Source organism: Bradyrhizobium sp. B025 (assembly GCF_042257955.1).
GTDB lineage: Bacteria > Pseudomonadota > Alphaproteobacteria > Rhizobiales > Xanthobacteraceae > Bradyrhizobium > Bradyrhizobium diazoefficiens.
Window position 1 is genome coordinate 963,508 of record NZ_CP170150.1, and the last position, 20,065, is coordinate 983,572.

Below are 20,065 nucleotides of genomic sequence, written 5' to 3' on the forward strand. Positions count from 1 at the left end.
AGAATTCTTGCCAAACAAGGCGGAGTAAAAAAACTTGCGCCTGACGGCGACGAAAGTCCGATGCCCGTGTCCATATTTAGCGGTGCAGTTATCCGCTCCGTCTGATGCCAGCGGTTGCCGCAGACGAGACGGCTTCATTGATCAGTGAAATCCGGCGGTCGGCCGACAAATCGTGGCGCACGACGCTAGATGCGGTTGTCCTGATCTGAGTATACGCACGGAGGAATTGCTGAGACGCCGCCTGTTTTAGCCACTACCTTCGACGCTTGGGGAGATATGGAAGACCACAAGGGAGGCCTTCTTCGGCCGGTGCCGCAAAATGCGGTGGAGTCTGAAAAGACAATCTTTTTGCAGGAGCCCATCCAATCGCGAAAATTTTCCACGAACCGGCCTCGCAAGCGCTGATCTTCACCGTGGAAACGCGTCTGATGGGCGATGCGGCGGCTTGTTGCTCCCGGTGGATTGCGTTGCTTCAATCCTTGTCGTCTCCGAGGAAGCGCAGGTCAGCAGATAATCGTTCGCCGCCTTCTGATCGTCGCCCGAACCAAGGAGCCGATTGGCCGCCGGCAGGGCACTCACAGCGGTGAGCGAGTAAGCAGTACCTGCTCTCCATTGTCCCCCACGTCCTCTATACAAGCCTTATTGCCGGCCTGGTCGGCGTGTTCTACTGGGGTCTCCCCGGACTCTGACACCATTGATTGGTGTGCTGTTCCCGGAAGTGGTGCGAGTGACTGTCTTCGTCGCCTCCGCCATCACGGGCGTCCTGACGCTGCGAGTTGAACCGACTAACGGGTAGTGTCTCAGTTTGAAATTTAGCGAGACTTTGTCGGGGGGCGCGGATGAAAAAGAGGAACTTTCTCAGTGACCGTCAATCTCGCGCATGAGCAGGTAGCGCCGTAGCACTGCCGCCGCCTCCTGCTCTGAGACTCCGCTCGTTTGCTTGCTGGGCTGGCCGTCGATGATCGGCGAGTAGGCTGCCGCCTGCCTGACCGCGTGAAGGTAGAGCTGGCTCCGGAAATCTGGACAGGGCGGTAAGTGGAGTTTCTGCCTGACGGCGGGCAAGATTGTCCCGCGAATCAGGAGAGACGATGAGCAGACGAGCCCGCCGGCAACACGCACCGGCATTCAAGGCCAAGGTGGCGTTAGCGGCGATCAAGGGCGAGATGACGCTGGCCCAGCTGGCTGAGCATTTCGACGTGCACCCGAACCAGATCACGCAGTGGAAGTCCCAGCTTCAGGAGGCGGCGGCCGAGGTGTTTGGTCCTGGCGGTGGCAACAGAGCGAGCGAGTCCGCGGTAGACGTGAAAACGCTGCACGCCAAGATCGGGGAGCTGACGCTTGAGAACGATTTTTTAGAAGGCGCGCTCAGCAAAGCCGGCCTGCTGAGCGCAAAGCGATGATCGACCGTGAGCACGACCTGCCGATCACCAAACAGGCGGAAGTTTTGAAGATCAGCCGTGGCAGTATCTATTATCTACCACGTCCGGTGTCGCCCGCCGACCTCGCGATCATGCAGCGGCTTGACCGGCTGCACCTGGAGTTTCCTTTCGCCGGTTCGCGAATGTTGCGAGACCTGCTGGCTGCCGAGGGGTGCAAGATCGGCCGCCGGCATGTCAAAACGCTGATGCGGCGGATGGGGATAGAGGCGCTCTATCGCCGGCCGCGTACCACCAAGCCCGAACCCGGGCACAAGATCTATCCGTATCTGCTGCGCGGGATGGAGATCACAGGCCCGAACCAGGTCTGGGCGATGGACATCACCTACATCCCGATGGCGCGCGGCTTCGTCTATCTCGCGGTGGTGCTGGACTGGTTCAGCCGCCGGGTGCTGTCGTGGCGCGTCTCGATCACTATGGAAGCCGCATTCTGCGTCGAGACGCTGGAGGACGCTCTCGCTCGCCATGGCAAGCCGGACATCTTCAATACCGACCAAGGCTCGCAGTTCACGGGCGCCGCGTTCACCGGCATGCTCGCCAGTCATGGCATCGCCATCAGCATGGACGGTCGGGGCGCCTGGCGCGACAACGTGTTCGTCGAGCGTCTGTGGCGCAGCATCAAATACGAAGAGGTCTATCTGCGCGCCTACGACACCGTGTCCGACGCCCGCGCCTCGATCGGCCGATACCTCGCCTTTTACAATGGCCGGCGTCCCCACTCGAGCCTTGACGGCGGCACCCCCGATCAAGCTTACTTCAGCCCGCTGCCGTTCCGCGCGGCAGCCTAACTCTGGCAGAAACTCCACTTATCGACGCGGAATTGCTGTTCAGATAACCGGGGCCAGCTCTGGTGCCGCATCTCGTCATCGGTCATGCGCCGGTTGAAGTAGAAGCAAAGCGTCTTCTCGCTTTCGGCATCGCGGCCAGCGGCGGGGCAGCGCAGCGGCTCCTGTTTCGCGCCGCTGACAAGCCGCAGCGCGGGCCCGGGGTGCGGTGTTCCGGTCTTGGGGGTGTCGGACACGGGACGATCTCTCTCAACGTGTGGGTGAGGCTACGGGCGGAGTTTTGGGCAGGCGGCAGGCGCGCTTCTCCGCATCCACGGCGATCGCCGAGAGCGTTTCGTTCTGATCAATGAGAAGAGAGATCGCCTTCGTCGCCCAGTCCTCGTAGGTCAGGGTGCCGGTTTCCCACAAGAAGACAAGCGCGCGGGCGACCGCGTTATGGCGGGATAGTTCCTGCAGCTTGCAGAAAAGCTCGGCGTTCATTTGTACGGGCATGATCTTCTCTTCGTCAGTGTCGGGGTTTTCAGTCGACACTAGTCCAAGCAATGCCGGCTCGAGTCTGTCGGCGCGATCTTTCGTGATCTCACGTTCGGCACGCGACACGCGCTCACCGAGTTCGCCGAGGGCTTTTCGCTGCCTAGCGAGCTGCTTCTGCAGATACGCCATGCTGATCTATGCTCGCTCTGCTTTGTCATCGCGGGCGATCCTGCGTCAGTCGTCGGTGTGTGAGCCGAGTATGCGGAGCCGGAGCATCTCCTTCGTTTCTGCCATCGTTTCGGGGCATTTAACACCACAACCGGTTCCATAATCGGCGCCGATGGGCCACCTTTTGCCGTCTTTCTGCATGATCGGCGGAGGGTTAATAAACCCGGGTGGCGCTCACCCTCATCTGGCGGTCCTTGCAGTTTTTCCAGTTGCGCCGGGTCCCAACGAAATCCCTTCAGGCGATAGGGCGGCGCGCGCGGGATTTCGGAGGCACAATGGTGGACCCAGTAGCTGCAACTCTCTGGTGCTTTTCGTGGTCTGTTTCAAAAACCGCTTGCATCTCGCGGGGCGTCCACAGATGGGTTCACGGCCTTCTGTAATGGGCCCGATGATGTCAAGCCTCCCGAGTGAACGTCTCGTCGCCGAGCTCATGCTTCTGTCCGTGGTCAACGCCTGGCCGCCACATCATGCTGTCAGAGGGAGCGGTGAGCCTATCTAGATGCGCGGGGTTCGTCAGATGACGACCACTGGCCGTGTAACGGCTTCACCGGATCCACCGTCCCGGCGACGGGACTTCGGGCACCGAGCTTCAGTTCAGCTCGGTTGCGTTCTTGATCTCCTAGACGTTTTCTATGCTGCGATCGGGCCGGCGTCAGTCCATCGGTAAGTTGTGCCGTCGATCCAGATCCGATGCAGGATCACTGCGAGCTTGCGTGCCAGGGCGACCTTTGCGCGCTTTGAGCCTCGCCGCTTGGCGACGTCCATCCCCCAGCGCTTGAGTTTTGAGAACCGCGTGATGCGCGACAGCAGAACATTGGCGGCTTCATACAACACCGTGCGCACCGTCTCGTCGCCGGCCAACGTGATCCCGCCTGTGACGTCCTTTTCTCCCGATTGATATTTCTTTGGCGTAAGCCCGAACAGCGCGCCTGCCGCCTTCGATTTTACGATGCGATGAGGGGCATCAATCGCCGATTTGTAGGTAACAGCCACCAGGGGGCCAACGCCCGGTACTGTCATCAGCCGGCGACAGACTGCATCGTCACGCACAATTGCCAGTACAGCCTTGTGCAGCCTTCCGTACTCTGCCTTCAAGGCCGATCGTGCCGAAAGCATCGCACTGGCAATACGCTCCAATGTCGCTTGCCCCGCAACCAACTCTCGGATCCGCGCTTCGAAACTCCTCCGCGTCACCGGGCCAACCTTCAGCCCGAAGCCGCGCAAAATCCCTCGGATACTTAATTCCACATCGATAAGTCGCCCGAGAAGCTGTTTGCGTGCGATCAGGAGTGCCCGGATCTCCTGGGCGCCGACCGACTTCGCGTGTACCGGCTGGAACCATCCCATCCGGATCAACTGGGCGATCCCGCGGGCATCCTTGCGATCAGTCTTCACCGTCATTGCAGACAATGCGGCCTTAACATGTCGCGTCTCGAGCAGGACTGCCTCGAGCCCCGCTCCTTTCAAGCCTGCATGCAGCCATTGCGACAGCGGCCCCGCTTCCAGCCCAATTCGCTTTGCTGCAAAGCCAAGCCTCTCGAAAAACTCGACTAAGGCGTCGGGTTCGCTCGCGACCTTCGCTTCCTTCAGGATCTTACCCTGGGCATCCACAACGCACACGCTCGACAGTTCCAATGACACGTCGATTCCGGCATAGTTCTCCACGGCTGTCCTCCGTCTCTAGATGCTTGGGGCCGACTCAAGTCGTGACCCCGTTTCATCATCTATCGGGGGACAGCCACCATCATGACCCCTTGCTCGAAGCAGGGCCCATTACGGCATCTAGTTCTACTTGGTGGGAAACAGGCTCTCCACGATTCGAAAGTCAGAAAGTTATTCGTCACGCAATCGCGCGAGACATCGGCACGACCACGCCGTCCGCAGCGCGCTTGCCATCGCAGAACGCGGCCCAATCAGCCATCATCGTGCGCCGCTTCGACCGCGCCGATATAGGTCTTGATGGACATGGTGCAATCGGGGTTCTTCGAAATCGTGCCTGACGGTGGCGTTGCAGGCAAGTCTAACTAGGGAAAACGAGCCCTCCCTCAATCGGCTCGGTGGTCCCACAACTCGGGGCGGCTGCCCCGGCAGATGATACGTCAGTAGTGGCCGAGACGTCTGATTTGGAAGCGCTGTCACACGCTTACGTAATAGGCCTCACCTCGGTCCCTGCGTGTAACGACCACGCAGGTTGTACCCCGCAGCAGAGGTTGAGCACTCGCCAGATCTTTTGCTAAGCGTTCTGCCGCACGGAAGGCTTGCAGCTCGTCTTCGAATGCTAACCCGCCGGGGTCGTCGACATTCTGCTTGCCTGCCAGATTAAAGTAGAAACGGGCCATTCGTTCGCTTCGTTGCCCCACGGGAATAATGATAGTATTGGGCAATTAAGCAGAAGTTCTCTGATGTAGGGCCTCATGATGCCGAAATTCTGCGAATGATTGGCAAAATGCGAAGCGCTTCCGTGCGTGGGCTTTGGAACGGATTGAGCCCGCACGAATTGCTGCCGACGCCGAGAACGCCTCGTTCTATGGTCCAGAGATGCAGTGCTATTTGTTCTGCTCGGCTGCGCTGGCCGAAACCGCTGCAAAGCGGATGCTGCGTCCTATCGGCTGGCGAAGGCTGTCTGCCAAGACGTCACCACGTTTCATGGCACAGAGCGAGATACGTTATCGATCGGATTCCACGGGGCGCGACAACACGGCCGGACCCAAGCTGATTGAGCAGAAAGACGGCGGATCACAACCATCAAACGCTGCTAAGCGTCATGGTTGCAATGCTAAAGTGCCTCGCCGACCGGCTGGGGGAACAACGTGGTTAAGGCAATTCGTAACACCGTCATGGCACTTACTTTTGTCGGCGTCGCCGGCAGCAACATGTTTTGGAATTTCATGAATGATTATATCGCCTGCGGCCTTGCGCTGGCGGCTTCAGTCACCGCCGGCTTTTGCGTTGAGCGCGTCTTCATCGAGCGGTCCCGTCGCGAGATGATCCGCCTCCACGGCGCGGACTGGCATTCGGCGGAGGACCGACAGCCCGGCGCATGAACGCCACTCCTCGCACGCTCGTCATCTTCATCATTGGATTCTTCGCATTCGATCCCAGGGACCTGCCCTGATGACAAAGCCGTCCCAGCCATTCCGGATCGCTCGCGTCGAGCGGCTAGTGGAGCTGCTTGAGGCAGACTACAGAATGGCAGTTGATCCGAATACCAGTGAGAGCAACACGAAATCGGAGGCGTCCGATCCGGAGGTGCTTGATTGCCAAGTGCTACCCGGTCCTGATCCAGGAGGATGCGAGCAGGCGCCTTCGTTGCGAGCGAACCCTACGGCATGGAGGTCTCGACCAAGGCGGTCGGCACGCCCGAGGAAGCGATAACGATCTGGAACGGCGACCGCCACAAGCTGACCCCGACGTAATCGAGCTACGCAATGACCAAGGGGCCGCGCTTGGCTAGAGCTGGTTTGTGCAGCAGCGCCAGGAGTGGATTCGGAAACCTTGCGCGTGTTCGGCTTCATCAACCGCGAGCACAAAGTCAAAATCTCGACGCCGCAGGGCTCGAGCGACGTGCAGTTGTTTCAGCGGCGGCGTTCGGGCGTGATATATTTCAGCACTTCCGCCAAGCGCTACCAGCCGGTGATCGAGTTTGCCTCCGGCATCGAGCCGGTGCAGCTGAGAAGGAGAGACGACCGTCAAGGCGCCGCGTTCGTCGAGAGAGTTGGCCGTCAGGGCGATGTGGACGGACTGCAAGTGATCCTTGGTCTTGGGCATGAGGAGCAGTGATAAGCGCTTCCTCCTTGGGCCACGTGACCTGGTTATCCACGCCGATCTGGAGAGGTGGGAGCCGTTGCGGACGCAGAGTGTTTCCGGCAACACTCCTGCTCGGCTTCCTCGGGGGCGTACTCTGAGGCGTCGCCGTCAAGCAGCGCGAAAAAGCGCGCGGGCAGCTCACACTCCCGAGCCAGCCGGCGAAAGTACTCTTGAGTAAACGACATTTCGCCCAATGCCGGCCCGCCCATCCGGTTGCGGTCAGGATCGAAATCCACTTCGCGCCCCATTGAGAGGAGCGAGACAGCTTCCCTTGGTACAAAATAGGCGCGCCGCTTTTCTCCGTTGCGGTGGTAGACTAGGCCTGCACCAATGGGCCTCACAACTCGCCGGCGCGGCGACGGCATTGCTTGCTGGCGTTGCCGTCGCAAATGCGAGCCACTGCTCTCGCAAGAATGTGCTCGGCACGTCGCGCGTGATCGCTGTCGATGCGAAGGAATATCCACGCGTCGGGCGACGCGCGATACGCCAAGCTCGATGCCGGTCTGAACCCTCAAAGTTCCGGCTATAAAATAGGAGCCTCGCCCCTATGGAGATAGGGGCGAGGCTGCTCCCTGCCCCCGGCGGGAGCCGCGCTGCAAAGAACAGCGCGCTACGGCGCAACGTTCGTTTCCCTCCGGGGCTGGTCGTTCGGTGGGCCGACAGAGACTCACGCGCGTTCCGATTTTCGGTCCTCGGCGGCTCTTACGACGTTGCGCAACGCAATTTCAGAAAGGCGAATAACCAGCTGTTTGAGACGAGCAATCTGTTGCTTGCAGTGCTCCAGTTCGAGCTGTTCGTCCGTCATCACAGATACTTCATGGCGATTTCCGTTGTCGTCATGATTCATATCGAACCTTTTCCGAGCAAGTGAGTACGAACGAAGAGTTTCCCTGTGCTCGCCAACCATTAATAGTCAAATCAGGGCGGCGGCGACAAACACAGCACGGGACGTACGAACGATCCCGTTACTCGCCCGAGCGTGTTGCTTCGGCCACAGATTTGAACGTTATGTACAAAATATCGTCCGCTCGGCTATGACTCTCGTGCTTTACGCAGCGGTCGCATCGCATTCTCCCCCATTAGAAGCTCGGAATCGCGCCCATGCCCCTTTTCCGGATATTGAATGAGACCTATTGCAAAATGCCTCGACACCGGAACTCTACTTTAACGCTGTACTGCGCCGAATTCGCATGCGGGATGCTATCAAGGCCTCTATCGCTTTGGTGCTTCCATCTCGGAGGGGGCGGGCACTTCCAAGCCCGGCGCAGCAGAACCTTGAAAACGTATTGATCAAATCTAGAAACTTATTGGGCGTCAGTTGCGATCGCAAACGCGACCGTCATTAACGAGAGGTGTGTGGGGTGTGCATCGAGATTGTTTGTTCCTGAATAGTGGCGAAGCTCCGCTTGACGATTATTCTCGAGCTTTCGAGCGAGCAGTACCTAATTATTCTAACACTGTGAGCGCGCTCGCCGAGCTGCGCTCGATTGAAACCCGGAGGCGCCATTCAACCCAGCCCAGCGCTTAAGTATTCATTACATTGGCCTCGGATTCTTGCGCTTGCAGCTAGCTTGATCAGTGGGTCGGCATAGTTTGCTGATCTGGAGGCTTGTTTGACATTCGGCAGTTGGCGCGAGTGGCAGCGGGGCAAACGGTCGACTGTCAGGCAACATCGGCAACCGTTCAGACGGGCGCCTTCCTGCCGATAACAGAGACGCAACTGCGCAGCAGGCCGAAACCACAAAAATGGTCGATCGCTTAGCCCTTCTCGCGACGGTACTGATCACTCCATCAAAGCTGGTCTCGATCTGTAAAGACGGAGTGGCAGATTGGGGAAGCACTTGTCGGATCGATGTAGCCAAGCTGAGAAACGTTGTCGCGATTGCGGAAGCTGGCGATAAGAGAAGTTCACTTCCTCGATGAAGTCGACGCTTCGGCGACCAACATGTGCCATCATAAAGCGGATCGCCGGCCGGTTTGACCACCTGCAATCTGCTACGGGCCTGTTCGGCTGCCTATTGCAATTATCGCCTGATCCGGTCGTCCGGCCATGAATGCACGGTGGCGGCGTCTCTGATCCTAAGGAAGCCTAGCGATCTGGTGAAGACGAACCGCCGGGACGCTGTTTCTCGCCCGAGTGCTACTCGCCGGCGAGGAAGCGTCCGGTCCCTGCACGTCGCGCAGCTCTGACAAGATTTCCCCAGCTTCCACGGCAGCAGTTCAACGAGGACGGTTGATCGAGTGTTCCGTCAACCATGCGGGGGTGACGGGTCATGCAGGTAGGCGGAGCCCAAACTCCCTAGCGTGCAGGTTTATGGCCACTGCCGAACTATCCCGAACCGTTCTCCAGGAGATATTGTGAGAGCACACGATGATCCCGATACTCTGCGGGAAATCCTTAGAAGGCCAGCAGGGGGCCTATCCTCGACCGGGCATCCGACCGCGCGGCCGTGTTCGGCGCGATACTCCTCGGGCGAGATGTCGATCGCCAACGCCGAGATCGCCACCTGCACCCGCCTGAGACTAGTAACTGGACGACGAGAGGTTCACCGCGACTTTACAAAGTGTGCGCGTATTTGTACGTTCCGTACAAAGTTTTGGCGCCACACCAAACGGATTCTCGAATGAGATTCTGCCGGCTTTAACAAATTGCCGGTAAATCCCGAGCGTTAGATCTTAGAAAGAGCTGGCCCCGGTTGTTTGGACAGCGCCCCGCTGGATTTAAGTGGATTCCTGCCGGGTTATGCTGAACGCGGGGCTTTACGATTTTGTCGTTGCGTCGGGAGGGCGTAGCCCGACCAGAGCGACGACAAAATCGTCGGCGACGGTCATGCGGCCATCACCATAGCTTGCGTGCCGAAGTAAGCCTCGTCGGGCGTGCGCCCGTCAAGGCTCGAGTGAGGGCGTCCCTGATTGTAGAAGGCCAGATACTTGGCAATTGACGCTCGCGCCTCGGACACGCTGTCGTAGGCGCGGAGATAAACTTCTTCGTATTTGACCGTGCGCCAGAGCCGCTCGACAAACACGTTGTCGCGCCAGGCGCCCTTGCCATCCATGCTGATGGCGATCTTCGCGTCCAGCAGCACATCGGTGAACTCGAGGCTGGTGAACTGGCTGCCCTGGTCCGTGTTGAAAATCGCGGGCCTGCCGTGCTTCGCCAACGCCTCCTGGACCGCTTCGACGCAGAAGGCCGCCTCCATTGTGATCGAGACGCGATGGGCCAGGACCCGTCGGCTGAACACATCGACGACCGCCGCGAGATAGACGAAGCCACGCCGCATCGGAATGTAGGTGATGTCCATTGCCCACGCATGGTCGGGCCGCTCGATCTTCAATCCGCGCAACAGGTACGGGTAGATCTTGTGACCCGGAGCCGGCTTGCTCGTGTTCGGGCGACGATAGACCGCCTCGATCCCCATGCGCTTCATCAGCGTCGCGATGTGGCGGCGACCGGCGTATACCCCCTCCCGCCGCAGCAACGATCGCAGCATACGCGCTCCCGCGAAGGGATAATCGAGATGCAGCTCATCGAGCCGACGCATCAAGGCAAGGTCCTCGGCCGAAACTGGCCGAGGTTCATAGTAGACCGTGCTGCGAGCCAGCTTCAGGACCTTCGCCTGGCGCACGATAGAAAGATCATGACCGCGGTCGATCATCGCTTTGCGCTCAGCAGGCCCGCCTTGGTGAGCGCGCCGGACAAAAAATCGTTTTCCAACGCCAGCTCGCCGATCTTGGCATGCAACGCCTTCAAATCGACCGGCGTCTCGGCCGATGTCTTGTCATGCCCAAACACGCCGGCGGCGCCTTCCAGGAGCTGGTTTTTCCAGATCGTGATCTGGTTCGGATGAACATCAAACAGTTGCGCCAGCTCCGCCAGTGTCTTGTCGCCTTTGACCGCAGCCAAAGCAACCTTCGCCTTGAATGCCGGAGAATGCGTCCGGCGGCTCTTCTTCGTCATCTTCGCTCCTGATTCGCAGCAAGAATCCTCGCCGCTGTCAGGCAGAAAATCCACTCAAGCTACTGTCCGAATTTGCGGGGCCAGCTCTAAGTCGAGTGGTCGCGGGTCCCACCCGCGTAGGGGGGCCCGGAAGGACCCGCCGCTGCAAGAAGTTCGAGACCCGCGAAGGGGTAGAGATGCACTTCGTCGGACCGAGGGGGGACGCCATCTTTCCCAATGAAGACGCCATCGTGCACCTCAACTGCGGATCATGCTCGAACAGAACGAGGAATGCGCCGTCCAGCACGCCCGTTTCACGACGCTGGAAACAATCGCACCGTTCAGCGATGATCCAAGAGTCAGCCTTGCGGCTAACGCCCTCCGCTTGATCGGCGAGCTGCCCAAAGTCTTGTTGCCGTTCTTAACTCGGGCGGCTTCATGACGGCAGGACATCCCTGCTCGCCATCCGCGTTGTGACGAAATGCTGCGGCTGGCCAACGCTGTAGGGTGCGCTCGGTCTTTTTTCCTTGCGGCAGCTGAAACAGAAATATGGGGAGAAAGCGGCGCCCCTGGCGCCGCCTGATCGTTCTGGAGCACTAGGCACTGAACTCGCTTGGTCTTCAAGTTTGACCAACAGTTTCTCGATTAAGTGTGTATGACCACCAATGCTGGTAGGTCTCCCGAGGCCGCCTTGTCGCTAAAGTCCCGCTGTACCCTGAGGCGACGGGTCACGGGAAAGCCGGGTGGCTAGCCTTGTGCTCCCCGAGGCTGACTACTGTGCCAGCGGCGCTTGATAGGGACAGCGCCTTCCTTCCTCCATGGGAGGTGCCGAGTCATGTCGCTCCTGGCTCGCCGGCGAAGCGGATGCGGCAGAGATAGCGCATTTGTCCACCCTCCCCGGATGGATATGGGCGCCGAGCCGCATCCGCTGCTTTCCGTTCGCTTTGCGCCTCGCTGATGGGCCTGATGGAGCTTGGTAACGCATTTTGAGAAACGGGCACAATCGTCTTCAATACGACAAACCAACGTGGAGCTTGACCAACTGAACGCCACGGGCGTTTAGCGCGGAGCGGTTGCCGCTGATCGCAAGCGCGCCGAATGGCTATTGTCTGAGGCGTAAACGTCGTAATTGCTCTCAACTGCCAGCGGCCACATAGGCCGCCTTTCGTTGTAAATTGCTGCGCAGGTCTGTCAGCTTTCGGTAAGCCAGGCTCGATAAAGAATCGTTGGGTTTAACGGGAGCGTGGCAGGGACAGCGCATGAGCTGAAGGACCACCATGTGCTGAGTTACGCTTCCGTTAAGCTCATTGCAGTGCGGATGCGGCAGGGTTAGTGCCTCATGATGCCCCAGGCCGTCAGGCGCCGAACCGCGTTCGCACTGCTTCCAACTCACGAGTTAGTTCTCGTTTTTTGGCGGTTTCACTCGGTCCGCTGGCGATAAGCTCCCGATCAGCTTCTTGCCGCCGCTTGAAGCTGAGTTTGGAGCAGGTTAGCTGCAGGGACAGAGCGCTGCCCCTGTGTGTCCGCGGGGAGATAAGCGCCGAGCCAAGTTCTGCTAAGTTCAACTGGCGGGCGGGTAGGGACAGCGCCTGCTCCAGCGCAACCAAACGGCACCGGGTCGCGCCCGCACTGCTTCCGATCAATCATCAGCAATACTTTGGAAGGGAAGAAGACTGCGTGGCTGAATCCCCTCCACCCTTATCTTCGTGCCATTCTCTCCGCCAGGCGTGCCGACGAGCGACGCCGGCAGCGTCGCCCATTTTTCAACGAGGTACTCCTCATCGCGGTCTACGAGGGTCTCGGATAACTTTCCAGCGGCTTTCTATCGTGCTCCGCCTCGATTGACTCTGCCCACATACTTGCGTCGCTCATGTGCGATTGGCATGTTTTCTTGTTCATGCAACGTGCATGTGTCTGGTCGTGCTGGTGTCTCCAATTCAAGGCAAAAACTAGCTTAGAGAGTCGCCGACGAGGAGGGGAGCCACCGATTTTGGTAGGTGCCCCTTGGTACTTCTCGAAGATACAACTTTGTAGCCCTTTAGAATTGGAGCCTCTTGGGAGCAAAGGTGGCCAGCCCCAGTCTTTGCGACCGGGTTGGCCACCAGCGCTCGCGACATCATGCCCACAGGGCAGCTACAGGCCAACGAATGCATATATTCGAGCGGCATATTACGTCCTTGCGGCCGCAAGCGCTTGCGGTGCTTGCAGCCAATCGGGTCCGCGCCCCCCATCGGTCTCTGGGACTATCAGATCGCAGGGCGGCCACATTTAACGTCGACGAAGTTCTGGCGATGCTGGCCATACTCGATTGCGTGGAACCCAACCTGCGGCCGAAAAGCGCGACAGATCGCTGCGCGCATACGCGCGCCTCTAGAGGGGCCGCATGGGGGGGCAACCAGTTCGGGTAGGATGTCTGTGAGACCATGAGGTGTGAGCTTTCAGTAGGTTGTCCATCCGGTCCTGAACGAGGAAGCAACCTGCCGAAGCTTTAGCCTACCCCTTAAGGATCGGATGAACGCCCCCAAGAATGCGCCATTGACGCCGAAAGGCCATGGCGCCAATCTTGATCGAGGCTGGCCTAACGAAGGCTGCAGTGCGCTGCAACTCGCCGTTTTCGGCGAGGACGGTCGCCAAGTTTAAGCGTTCGGCGAGGAAGGAGTGGATGGACCGTGATCGCTCCACAAGACCTCTTTTATCCAAGCCAAATCCTGCCTTCCCATGCGCAGAAGCCGGAACGTTGGGACGACAGCGCCACAGGTCAAACAGATCTCAATCGAGGCCGGTAGTGTCGCCGGCGACCTTCAGCCCTATCCGGCGCCGGCTGGGATTAAACCGATTGCGCAACCTGGGCCCGGCTGAGCCGGAGCGACGCTATGAACGTGAGCATTCCGGCGGACCCGATCCGGGTCGGTATCAAAAAGCTCGGCAAGGTGACCATATAGGCCAGCGGTTAATGGACCGGACAGGACAGAGCAGCCTGCGGGGGAGGACTGCCGAGACGGACGCCTCGGTCTCAAGCACATCGGTACAAAACTCTATAGGAGCTCTTTACCGATCAATCGGCTCAGAAATACAATCTGTTGCATGCCGCCTTATGCTCACCTCGGTGGATTTAACACTGGAAAAAATCGATGCATCAAAAGTGCGCTGTAGAAGTAAACCCGATCGGTCCGACGCGACAGCCGGCCCGCGAATCGGCCGAAGCCGAACACGCCCGCAAGACCTACAGCAAGCGAAGGAAGCCTTCTGGCGTTGATGACGCAACCAAAAGGAATTTTCACCATCTGCGGGTGATTTCCGAGAGGGTCTTTCCTTTCTTCTTGGCGGGTCGACAGATTTCTTCCGCTCTCACAGGGAAGTCGCGGGTGCGCAAAACACTTGGCGAGAAAAGTAGTCGCTGCGAAGGATGTGCTGGAGGCCAATCTTCATTGTCGCGGTTCCGCCACCCTCGATCCACATCCTTATTTCGAAGTGGCCATTCCACCGATGGGCTTGTGGAGATATGGAACAAGAACTCCTATGGGCGACTTCGACCTATGTCATTCTCGCGCACGTGCCTCGCGATGGTGTGTTCTCAACGGCGCTGGTGCGCGGATCCACCAAGCCCATACGCAACTCACTTTTTGCCCTTTGTCCTTCTTGGACAGCGACGAAGAGCGGATTGACGCTGAAGAATTGTAGCAACCAGACTGCTGATCGCGTGGGATACTCGATCAACTCGAGCGCTGGGGATCGCTATAACTTTGCAATAGGCGGCGAGTTGGTTGAAGTTCAAAGCTTTGTCAGTTCGCAGCTAAAAATCGAACTGAGTTCAAATGAGTCGCGTTTCGGAGCAACCGGTCGACCGCATCACAATTCCCCTCCTGCAGCGGTGGAAGCAGGACGGCCGGCGTCTAGTCATGACGACTGCCTACGACGCGGTTGCGGCGCCTATCCCGGATCCTTCCATCGATATCAGTCTCGTCGGTGACAGCGGGGGTAACGTCTGCCTTGGATTCGAAAACACGCCTCCAGTAAGTGTTGCGATGATGAACCATCACCTCGAAGCCGCCGTACGCAGCAAACCGCGTGCCTTGCTCGTCGCCGATATGTCCTTTCTTAGCTTCCACGTCAGCGTTGAGGAGACCATACGAAATGCTGGCGGATTTCTGCAGCGAGGAGCAGCTGCGGCGAGACTCGAGGGCGGTGGCAAAAGAATCGAGATGGTGCGTGCCATTGTCGATTGCGAGATTCCCGTGATGGGTCATCTCGGTCTTGTTCCGCAGAGCGTTAATGTCATGGGCGGCTTCAAAGTGCAGGGCCGCAAAGTGGATGAAGCGCTGCGTTTGCTCGATGATGCTCATCGTCTGCAGGAGGCCAGCTGTTTCGCTTTGGTATTGGAGGGCACTCCGGCTGAGCTTACTGCTCGAGTAAGCGATTCCTTGACAATACCGACGATCGGAATCGGCTCGGGCCCAGACTGTTCAGAGCAGGTGCTCTGTTTCATGACGTGCTGGGCCAAACCGAAGGTCATCGCCCCAAATTCGTTCCCGCCTATACGGAAGGCTTTCAGCAGTTCCATGATGCGCTTTCGCGCGGGGCAGCGGATGTCCGCCGTGGCGCGTTCCCCGGCCCGCAAGAGTCCTATCGGCTTCCCGAAGGCGTTGGGGAGGCAATTGCCAACTGGGCGCCATCCACCTCAAATTATCACGAGCGTCGCTGAACTTCGCCGCACTCTCGCAAAATCCCGCAGTGCCAATCAAAGGGCCGGATTGTGCCGACGGTGGGCTATCTCCACGATGGCCACCTGGCGCTGATCGCAGCGAGCCAAGCAAAATGCGATGTGACCGTCGTCAGCATCTTCGTTAACCCCACTCAGTTCGGAGCAAATGAAGATCTCAGCACCTATCTGCGCGACTTCTTGCGCGATGAAGAACTGTGCCGGGATCTGGTGTTGCGATCCTCTTCGCGCCCGATGCACAGGAAGTCTATCCGAGCAATTTCGAAACCTTTGTTGGACCTGGCGACCTCGCGAAACCTCTATGCGGCGCTTTCAGGCCCGGACATTTTCGCGGTGTGGCGACTGTCGTCTGCAAGTTGTTCAACATGGTGCAGCCCCACGTCGCTTTTTTGGCCAGAAGGATGTTCAGCAATGCGTAGTCGTGCGTCGCATGGTGGTTGATCTCAATGTCCCGATCGAGATCGTCACCGTACCGACGGTTCGTGAAAAGGATGGGCCCGCCATGAGTAGTCGCAATCGCTATCTCAGCTAGGAAGCGCGCAGCAGGCCCTTGCAATCAACCAGGGGCTGCCCGCGGCGCTCGATGATTTTCGGTCTGGAGAGTGCAACGTACAAAAGCTGATTGCGGCTGCCAAGGCATTTGGAGGCGGTTGACACATTGCAGTATCTTGACTTATCGACGGTGACACGCCCAAAACCGCCGATAGTCCACTGCGACTCCCCGCGGCGCTATGTACGGCCGCCTACGTTGGCTCAACGCGTCGGATCGACAAAGTGGTATTGGCGTTGCCAACTCGGTAGCGCAAGGCGTGGACAAGCCAGAGCGCAGCTTATTGAGCTGACAGAAACGCTCAAAGCACTGTTCCGAGAGGCATATCGAACTGGCAGCAGAGGGCAAGCCCCGAGACGGCTTTGTTCGGCGAGTTAGCGAAGCGATAGCGGGCGCGCACTGAATATGCGGGGCTAAAAATTTGTGTTTAGCAACTCCGCAAGTCTTGCGACGGTGATCAGCGGCGAACTCGATAAACCTTGGTATAGTGCTTTGCAGCCGATGCTATATCACTCACTTACCTTTGTAGAGTTGAGTACCGGTCAGGTCGTTTGTAATTCCGATGTCGAAGTGCGAAGCCTGAACTAATGCCCGGCTAGAAGTCGTTGCGTTCTAATCAACTATTCTTGTCGGGCCTTTCGCCGATAAACGCAAAAAGGGCACGAGCTCTACAGCGGGGGCTCTAGCACAGTCGCCGCATTGCTGACCATTGCCTTAAAGTTGGTGGCAGATTTACATCCCAATCCCGAATACGAGTTGACATGACATTTACCGCGCTTTTCATCAAACGTCCGGTATTGTCAATCGTCGTGAGTTTCCTGATCTTGCTGATCGGCTTGCGCGCCGCGGTCCTACTGCCGATCCGGCAATATCCGAAGCTAACCAATACGGTCATCAATATCACGACTGCCTATCCTGGCGCCTCGGCCGACATGATCCAGGGGTTCATCACCACTCCCCTGGAGCAAGCAGTCGCGTCCGCCGAAGGCGTCGACTACATCAGTTCCTCGTCTATGCTTGGTGTCTCGACTATTCTAGTTTACATCAAGCTGAACTTCAATCCAAACGAAGCGCTCACGGAGGTGCTCTCCAAGGTCAACTCAGTCAAATACCTGATCCCGAAGGAATCAAACGATCCAGTCGTCACGAAGTCGAGCGGTCAGACGAATGCTGTCATGTATATCGCTTTCTCCAGCGATGAGCTAGCGGCCAGTGCGATCACCGACTACCTCGCGCGCGTCGTGCAACCGGTTATCTCAACCGTCGACGGCGTTTCAGCGGCTGACATCCTAGGCGGCCAGAGTTTTGCGATGCGGCTATGGCTAGACCCTGCGAAAATGGCTGGGCATGGCATATCGCCGGCTGAAGTTTCGGCTGCAATCGCAGCTAACAACTTCCAGGCTGCGGCAGGCCAGACCAAGGGCTATTTCACTATCTCCGATGTCACAGCAAATACGGATTTGCGGAGTGTTGACGATTTCAAGCGTATGATTGTCAAGGCGAATGACGGTGGCTTTGTGCGCATGGAAGACATTGCGGTAGTCGAACTTGCCGCGCAGATGACGGACACTACCGTCACGATGAACGGCGACCACGCGGTCTTTGTCGGCGTGCAAGCGAGCCCGGAAGGCAATCCGCTAAACATAGTGCGAGGCGTTCGGGCGCTGTTTCCTGAAATGGAGCGTAACCTGCCGCCGCCGCTGAAGATGAAAGTGGCCTACGACTCATCCAAGTTTATTCAATCATCGATCGACGAAGTGAAGAAGACGCTCATTGAGGCCGTCGTGGTTGTGGTCGTCGTGATCTTTCTTTTCCTGGCCTCGCTGCGGTCCGTCATCATTCCTGTGGTTACTATTCCGTTGTCTCTCGTTGGTGTCTGCAGCATGATGCTGGCGCTGGGGTTCTCATTCAACCTCCTGACGCTCCTTGCGATGGTTCTCGCGATCGGCCTCGTGGTCGACGACGCAATCGTGGTGGTGGAGAATATTCATCGCCATTTAGAAGAAGGAGCGGCTCCGCTACAGGCTGCTACAAGGGGCGCGCGCGAGATCGTCGGTCCGGTTATCTCCATGACGATTACCTTGGCTGCGGTATATGCCCCGATCGGATTCCTTGGCGGCCTCACCGGTGGCCTGTTCCGCGAATTCGCGTTCACGCTGGCAGGAGCGGTGATCGTGTCCGGTGTGGTCGCTTTGACGCTGTCGCCCATGATGTGCTCTCTCTTCCTGAGGCGCGCCAAGGGGGGACGATTTGCAAGGCTTGTGAACCGCGGGTTCAGTGCCGTAACACGATGGTACGGCCGCAAGCTCGACCGTTCGCTCGACTATCGCCCAATTACCGGCCTATTTGCGCTGACCATGTTGGGACTTGTCGGCTTTCTCTATATGCATATTTCCAAGGAACTAGCGCCGGAGGAGGATCAAGGTATCATATTCGCGCTAACTAAGGCGCCGAAATACGCCAATATCGACTACCTCGACTATTATGGCACCAAGCTTGAAAGCGCGTTGAAAAAAGTTCCAGAGACTGACTTGAGCTTCGTGTTCAATGGCATTGGCGGCCAGCAGAGTGGCATGGCCGGCATGTTGCTCAAGCCTTGGGACGAACGCAAGCGATCATCGATTGTACTAAAGTCGCTTGTTCAGGCCGAGCTATCCAAAATCGAAGGCATCAACGCGTTTGCCTTTAGCTTGCCTCCGCTGCCGGGCGGTTCTGGTGGCCTACCAGTCCAGATGGTGATCAATTCGACTCTTGGCTTTCAATCCATCCACGAGCAGATGTCAAAGTTGAAGGATGCCGCGCAGAAGAGCGGCCTCTTCATGGTGAGCGACTCCGACCTCGAGTTCAACCAGCCGGTGGTACGAATCAAGGTTGATCGATCGAAGGCTAACGAGCTTGGCATCACCATGCAGATCGTCGGTAACGCGCTCGCCACCTTACTTGGGGGAAATTACGTCAACCGCTTCAATCTGCAGGGCCGCTCCTACGAGGTGATCCCGCAGGTGCCGCGAGAGGAACGGCTAGTGCCGCAATCAATCGGAAGCTATTATGTGAAGACTGCGACGGGATCGATGCTTCCGCTGTCTACCGTAGTCTCCACCGAGACTGCGACCGATCCGAATGCGCTCACCCACTACAACCAGCTCAACTGCGCGACCTTTCAGGCCGTGCCGATGCCCGGCGTCACGATCGAACAGGCCGTGGATTTCCTAGAAGCCGAGGCGAAGAAACTGCCCCCGGGCTTCAGTTACGACTTCCTGGCCGACGCCCGCCAGTACGTGCACGAGGGTAATCAATTGGCGATTACCTTCGCATTTGCCCTCATCATCATATTCTTAGTGCTTTCGGCGCAGTTCGAAAGTCTGCGCGATCCGCTCATCATCATGATCAGCGTGCCGATGGCAATGGTCGGCGCCTTGATTCCGCCGTTCCTCGGCTGGGCGACCATGAACATCTACACCCAGGTTGGACTGTTGACACTGGTCGGGTTGATTTCAAAGCACGGCATCCTAATGGTTGAGTTCGCCAATGAGCTGCAGTTCAAGGAGAGATTTGACCGTCGCTCGGCTATAGAGATGGCGGCGCGTGTCCGACTGCGCCCAATCTTGATGACCACGGCGGCAATGGTCACGGGCTTCATACCCTTGTTGACGGCAACCGGAGCTGGCGCCGCGAGCCGGTTCTCGATCGGACTCGTTCTCGCCGCTGGCATGTCTGCGGGCACGCTGATCACGCTATTCGTGCTCCCGGCGGTCTATGTCGCGATCGCGTCCGATCACCGTGGTAATGGGGGTGTCGTCCGCGCGAACCTCGCCGAGCGCGACTTCACCAGCGCTGCTGATGCCGAGGTAACAAAGCATGACCATCAAATCATCTAGGTTTGCTAGTGTGACGCGCGAAGGAGCTTAGGACCACTTCACGGTTCTTTACACATCGAGAACTTCGCGTGCTTGGTGCCAAACTGGGCGCATCTTTTCGGCGGTTAACAGTCGGAGATCCGCTGCTGCCGCCCCAGGTTTAAGCGGCGCCGGGTATTCACGGAGACCTGACGCCCAAGCTCGACCAAAGGAGAATCGGTGCTCTCTTGATCAAAAAGGAGGGCTGACAGATCATCGCAAGGCTCAGCCC

The 20,065-nt window shown here is 58.2% G+C and carries 11 protein-coding genes and 2 pseudogenes; 7 read left to right on the plus strand and 6 right to left on the minus strand.

Going from position 1 to position 20,065, the window contains the following annotated elements; all coding sequences use genetic code 11:
- The first annotated feature begins 1,088 nt into the window (after positions 1-1,088).
- Positions 1,089-2,224 (plus strand): IS3-like element ISBj3 family transposase gene (locus ACE10W_RS04575; protein WP_085973330.1). Its coding sequence is split into 2 segments (ribosomal slippage): positions 1,089-1,347 and positions 1,347-2,224, totalling 1,137 coding nucleotides; the frame shifts between segments, so codons are not numbered across the junction.
- Here the strand turns inward: ACE10W_RS04575 and ACE10W_RS04580 are convergent.
- The 4 genes from ACE10W_RS04580 to ACE10W_RS04595 all read right to left on the minus strand — a co-directional run bounded on the left by ACE10W_RS04580 (position 2,221) and on the right by ACE10W_RS04595 (position 5,262).
- A complete protein-coding gene (locus ACE10W_RS04580) occupies positions 2,221-2,457 on the minus strand; it encodes a hypothetical protein (protein ID WP_018646715.1) in 237 nt (78 codons plus the stop codon). The genes ACE10W_RS04575 and ACE10W_RS04580 overlap by 4 nt on opposite strands.
- 13 nt (positions 2,458-2,470) lie before the next feature.
- Positions 2,471-2,884 (minus strand): hypothetical protein, encoded by a 414-nt coding sequence (locus tag ACE10W_RS04585; protein ID WP_011084360.1) that lies wholly within the window; start codon positions 2,882-2,884, stop codon positions 2,471-2,473.
- A gap of 669 nt (positions 2,885-3,553) precedes the next feature.
- Complete coding sequence (locus ACE10W_RS04590) at positions 3,554-4,588, minus strand: IS110 family transposase (RefSeq protein ID WP_011084361.1); 1,035 nt, start codon at positions 4,586-4,588, stop codon at positions 3,554-3,556.
- A gap of 470 nt (positions 4,589-5,058) precedes the next feature.
- Complete coding sequence (locus tag ACE10W_RS04595) at positions 5,059-5,262, minus strand: DUF6894 family protein (RefSeq protein WP_131233107.1); 204 nt, start codon at positions 5,260-5,262, stop codon at positions 5,059-5,061.
- Positions 5,263-5,760: 498 nt separating this feature from the next.
- Between ACE10W_RS04595 and ACE10W_RS04600 the strand changes: the two genes are divergently transcribed.
- From ACE10W_RS04600 to ACE10W_RS04610, 3 genes are all read left to right on the plus strand, one after another.
- Positions 5,761-5,967: a hypothetical protein gene (locus tag ACE10W_RS04600; protein ID WP_202557308.1), complete on the plus strand. Its 207-nt coding sequence runs from the start codon at positions 5,761-5,763 to the stop codon at positions 5,965-5,967.
- Positions 5,968-6,213: 246 nt separating this feature from the next.
- Positions 6,214-6,339 carry a hypothetical protein gene (locus ACE10W_RS04605; RefSeq protein WP_018646717.1) on the plus strand — a complete coding sequence of 42 codons (126 nt, stop codon included), beginning with the start codon at positions 6,214-6,216 and terminating at the stop codon, positions 6,337-6,339.
- Between the two features lie 64 nt (positions 6,340-6,403).
- Positions 6,404-6,703, plus strand: a complete 300-nt coding sequence (locus tag ACE10W_RS04610) for a hypothetical protein (protein ID WP_018646718.1) — start codon at positions 6,404-6,406, stop codon at positions 6,701-6,703.
- Positions 6,704-7,397: 694 nt separating this feature from the next.
- Here the strand turns inward: ACE10W_RS04610 and ACE10W_RS04615 are convergent.
- Positions 7,398-7,577, minus strand: a complete 180-nt coding sequence (locus ACE10W_RS04615) for a hypothetical protein (protein WP_074077659.1) — start codon at positions 7,575-7,577, stop codon at positions 7,398-7,400.
- A 1,981-nt stretch (positions 7,578-9,558) separates the two neighbouring features.
- Positions 9,559-10,688 (minus strand): IS3-like element ISRj2 family transposase gene (locus tag ACE10W_RS04620; RefSeq protein ID WP_109866565.1). Its coding sequence is split into 2 segments (ribosomal slippage): positions 9,559-10,436 and positions 10,436-10,688, totalling 1,131 coding nucleotides; the frame shifts between segments, so codons are not numbered across the junction.
- Positions 10,689-14,482: 3,794 nt separating this feature from the next.
- On the opposite strand from ACE10W_RS04620, the pseudogene panB reads away from it, so the two are divergent.
- From panB to ACE10W_RS04635, 3 genes and pseudogenes are all read left to right on the plus strand, one after another.
- Positions 14,483-15,369, plus strand: a pseudogene (gene panB, locus ACE10W_RS04625) (3-methyl-2-oxobutanoate hydroxymethyltransferase).
- Positions 15,323-16,188: pseudogene (gene panC / locus ACE10W_RS04630) on the plus strand (pantoate--beta-alanine ligase). Before panB ends, panC begins: the two co-directional pseudogenes overlap by 47 nt.
- Before the next feature lie 510 nt (positions 16,189-16,698).
- Positions 16,699-19,815, plus strand: coding sequence for an efflux RND transporter permease subunit (locus tag ACE10W_RS04635; RefSeq protein ID WP_011084444.1), 3,117 nt, complete (start codon positions 16,699-16,701; stop codon positions 19,813-19,815).
- The last annotated feature ends 250 nt before the right edge of the window (positions 19,816-20,065 follow it).

Bases quoted from the DNA above. Each gene is read 5' to 3' on its own strand.
- ACE10W_RS04605 (WP_018646717.1), top strand. From the start codon at position 6,214: ATGCGAGCAGGCGCCTTCGTTGCGAGCGAACCCTACGGCATGGAGGTC.
- ACE10W_RS04585 (WP_011084360.1), bottom strand. From the start codon at position 2,884: ATGGCGTATCTGCAGAAGCAGCTCGCTAGGCAGCGAAAAGCCCTCGGC.
- ACE10W_RS04635 (WP_011084444.1), top strand. From the start codon at position 16,699: ATGACATTTACCGCGCTTTTCATCAAACGTCCGGTATTGTCAATCGTC.
- ACE10W_RS04595 (WP_131233107.1), bottom strand. From the start codon at position 5,262: ATGGCCCGTTTCTACTTTAATCTGGCAGGCAAGCAGAATGTCGACGAC.
- ACE10W_RS04600 (WP_202557308.1), top strand. From the start codon at position 5,761: ATGGCACTTACTTTTGTCGGCGTCGCCGGCAGCAACATGTTTTGGAAT.
- ACE10W_RS04615 (WP_074077659.1), bottom strand. From the start codon at position 7,577: ATGAATCATGACGACAACGGAAATCGCCATGAAGTATCTGTGATGACG.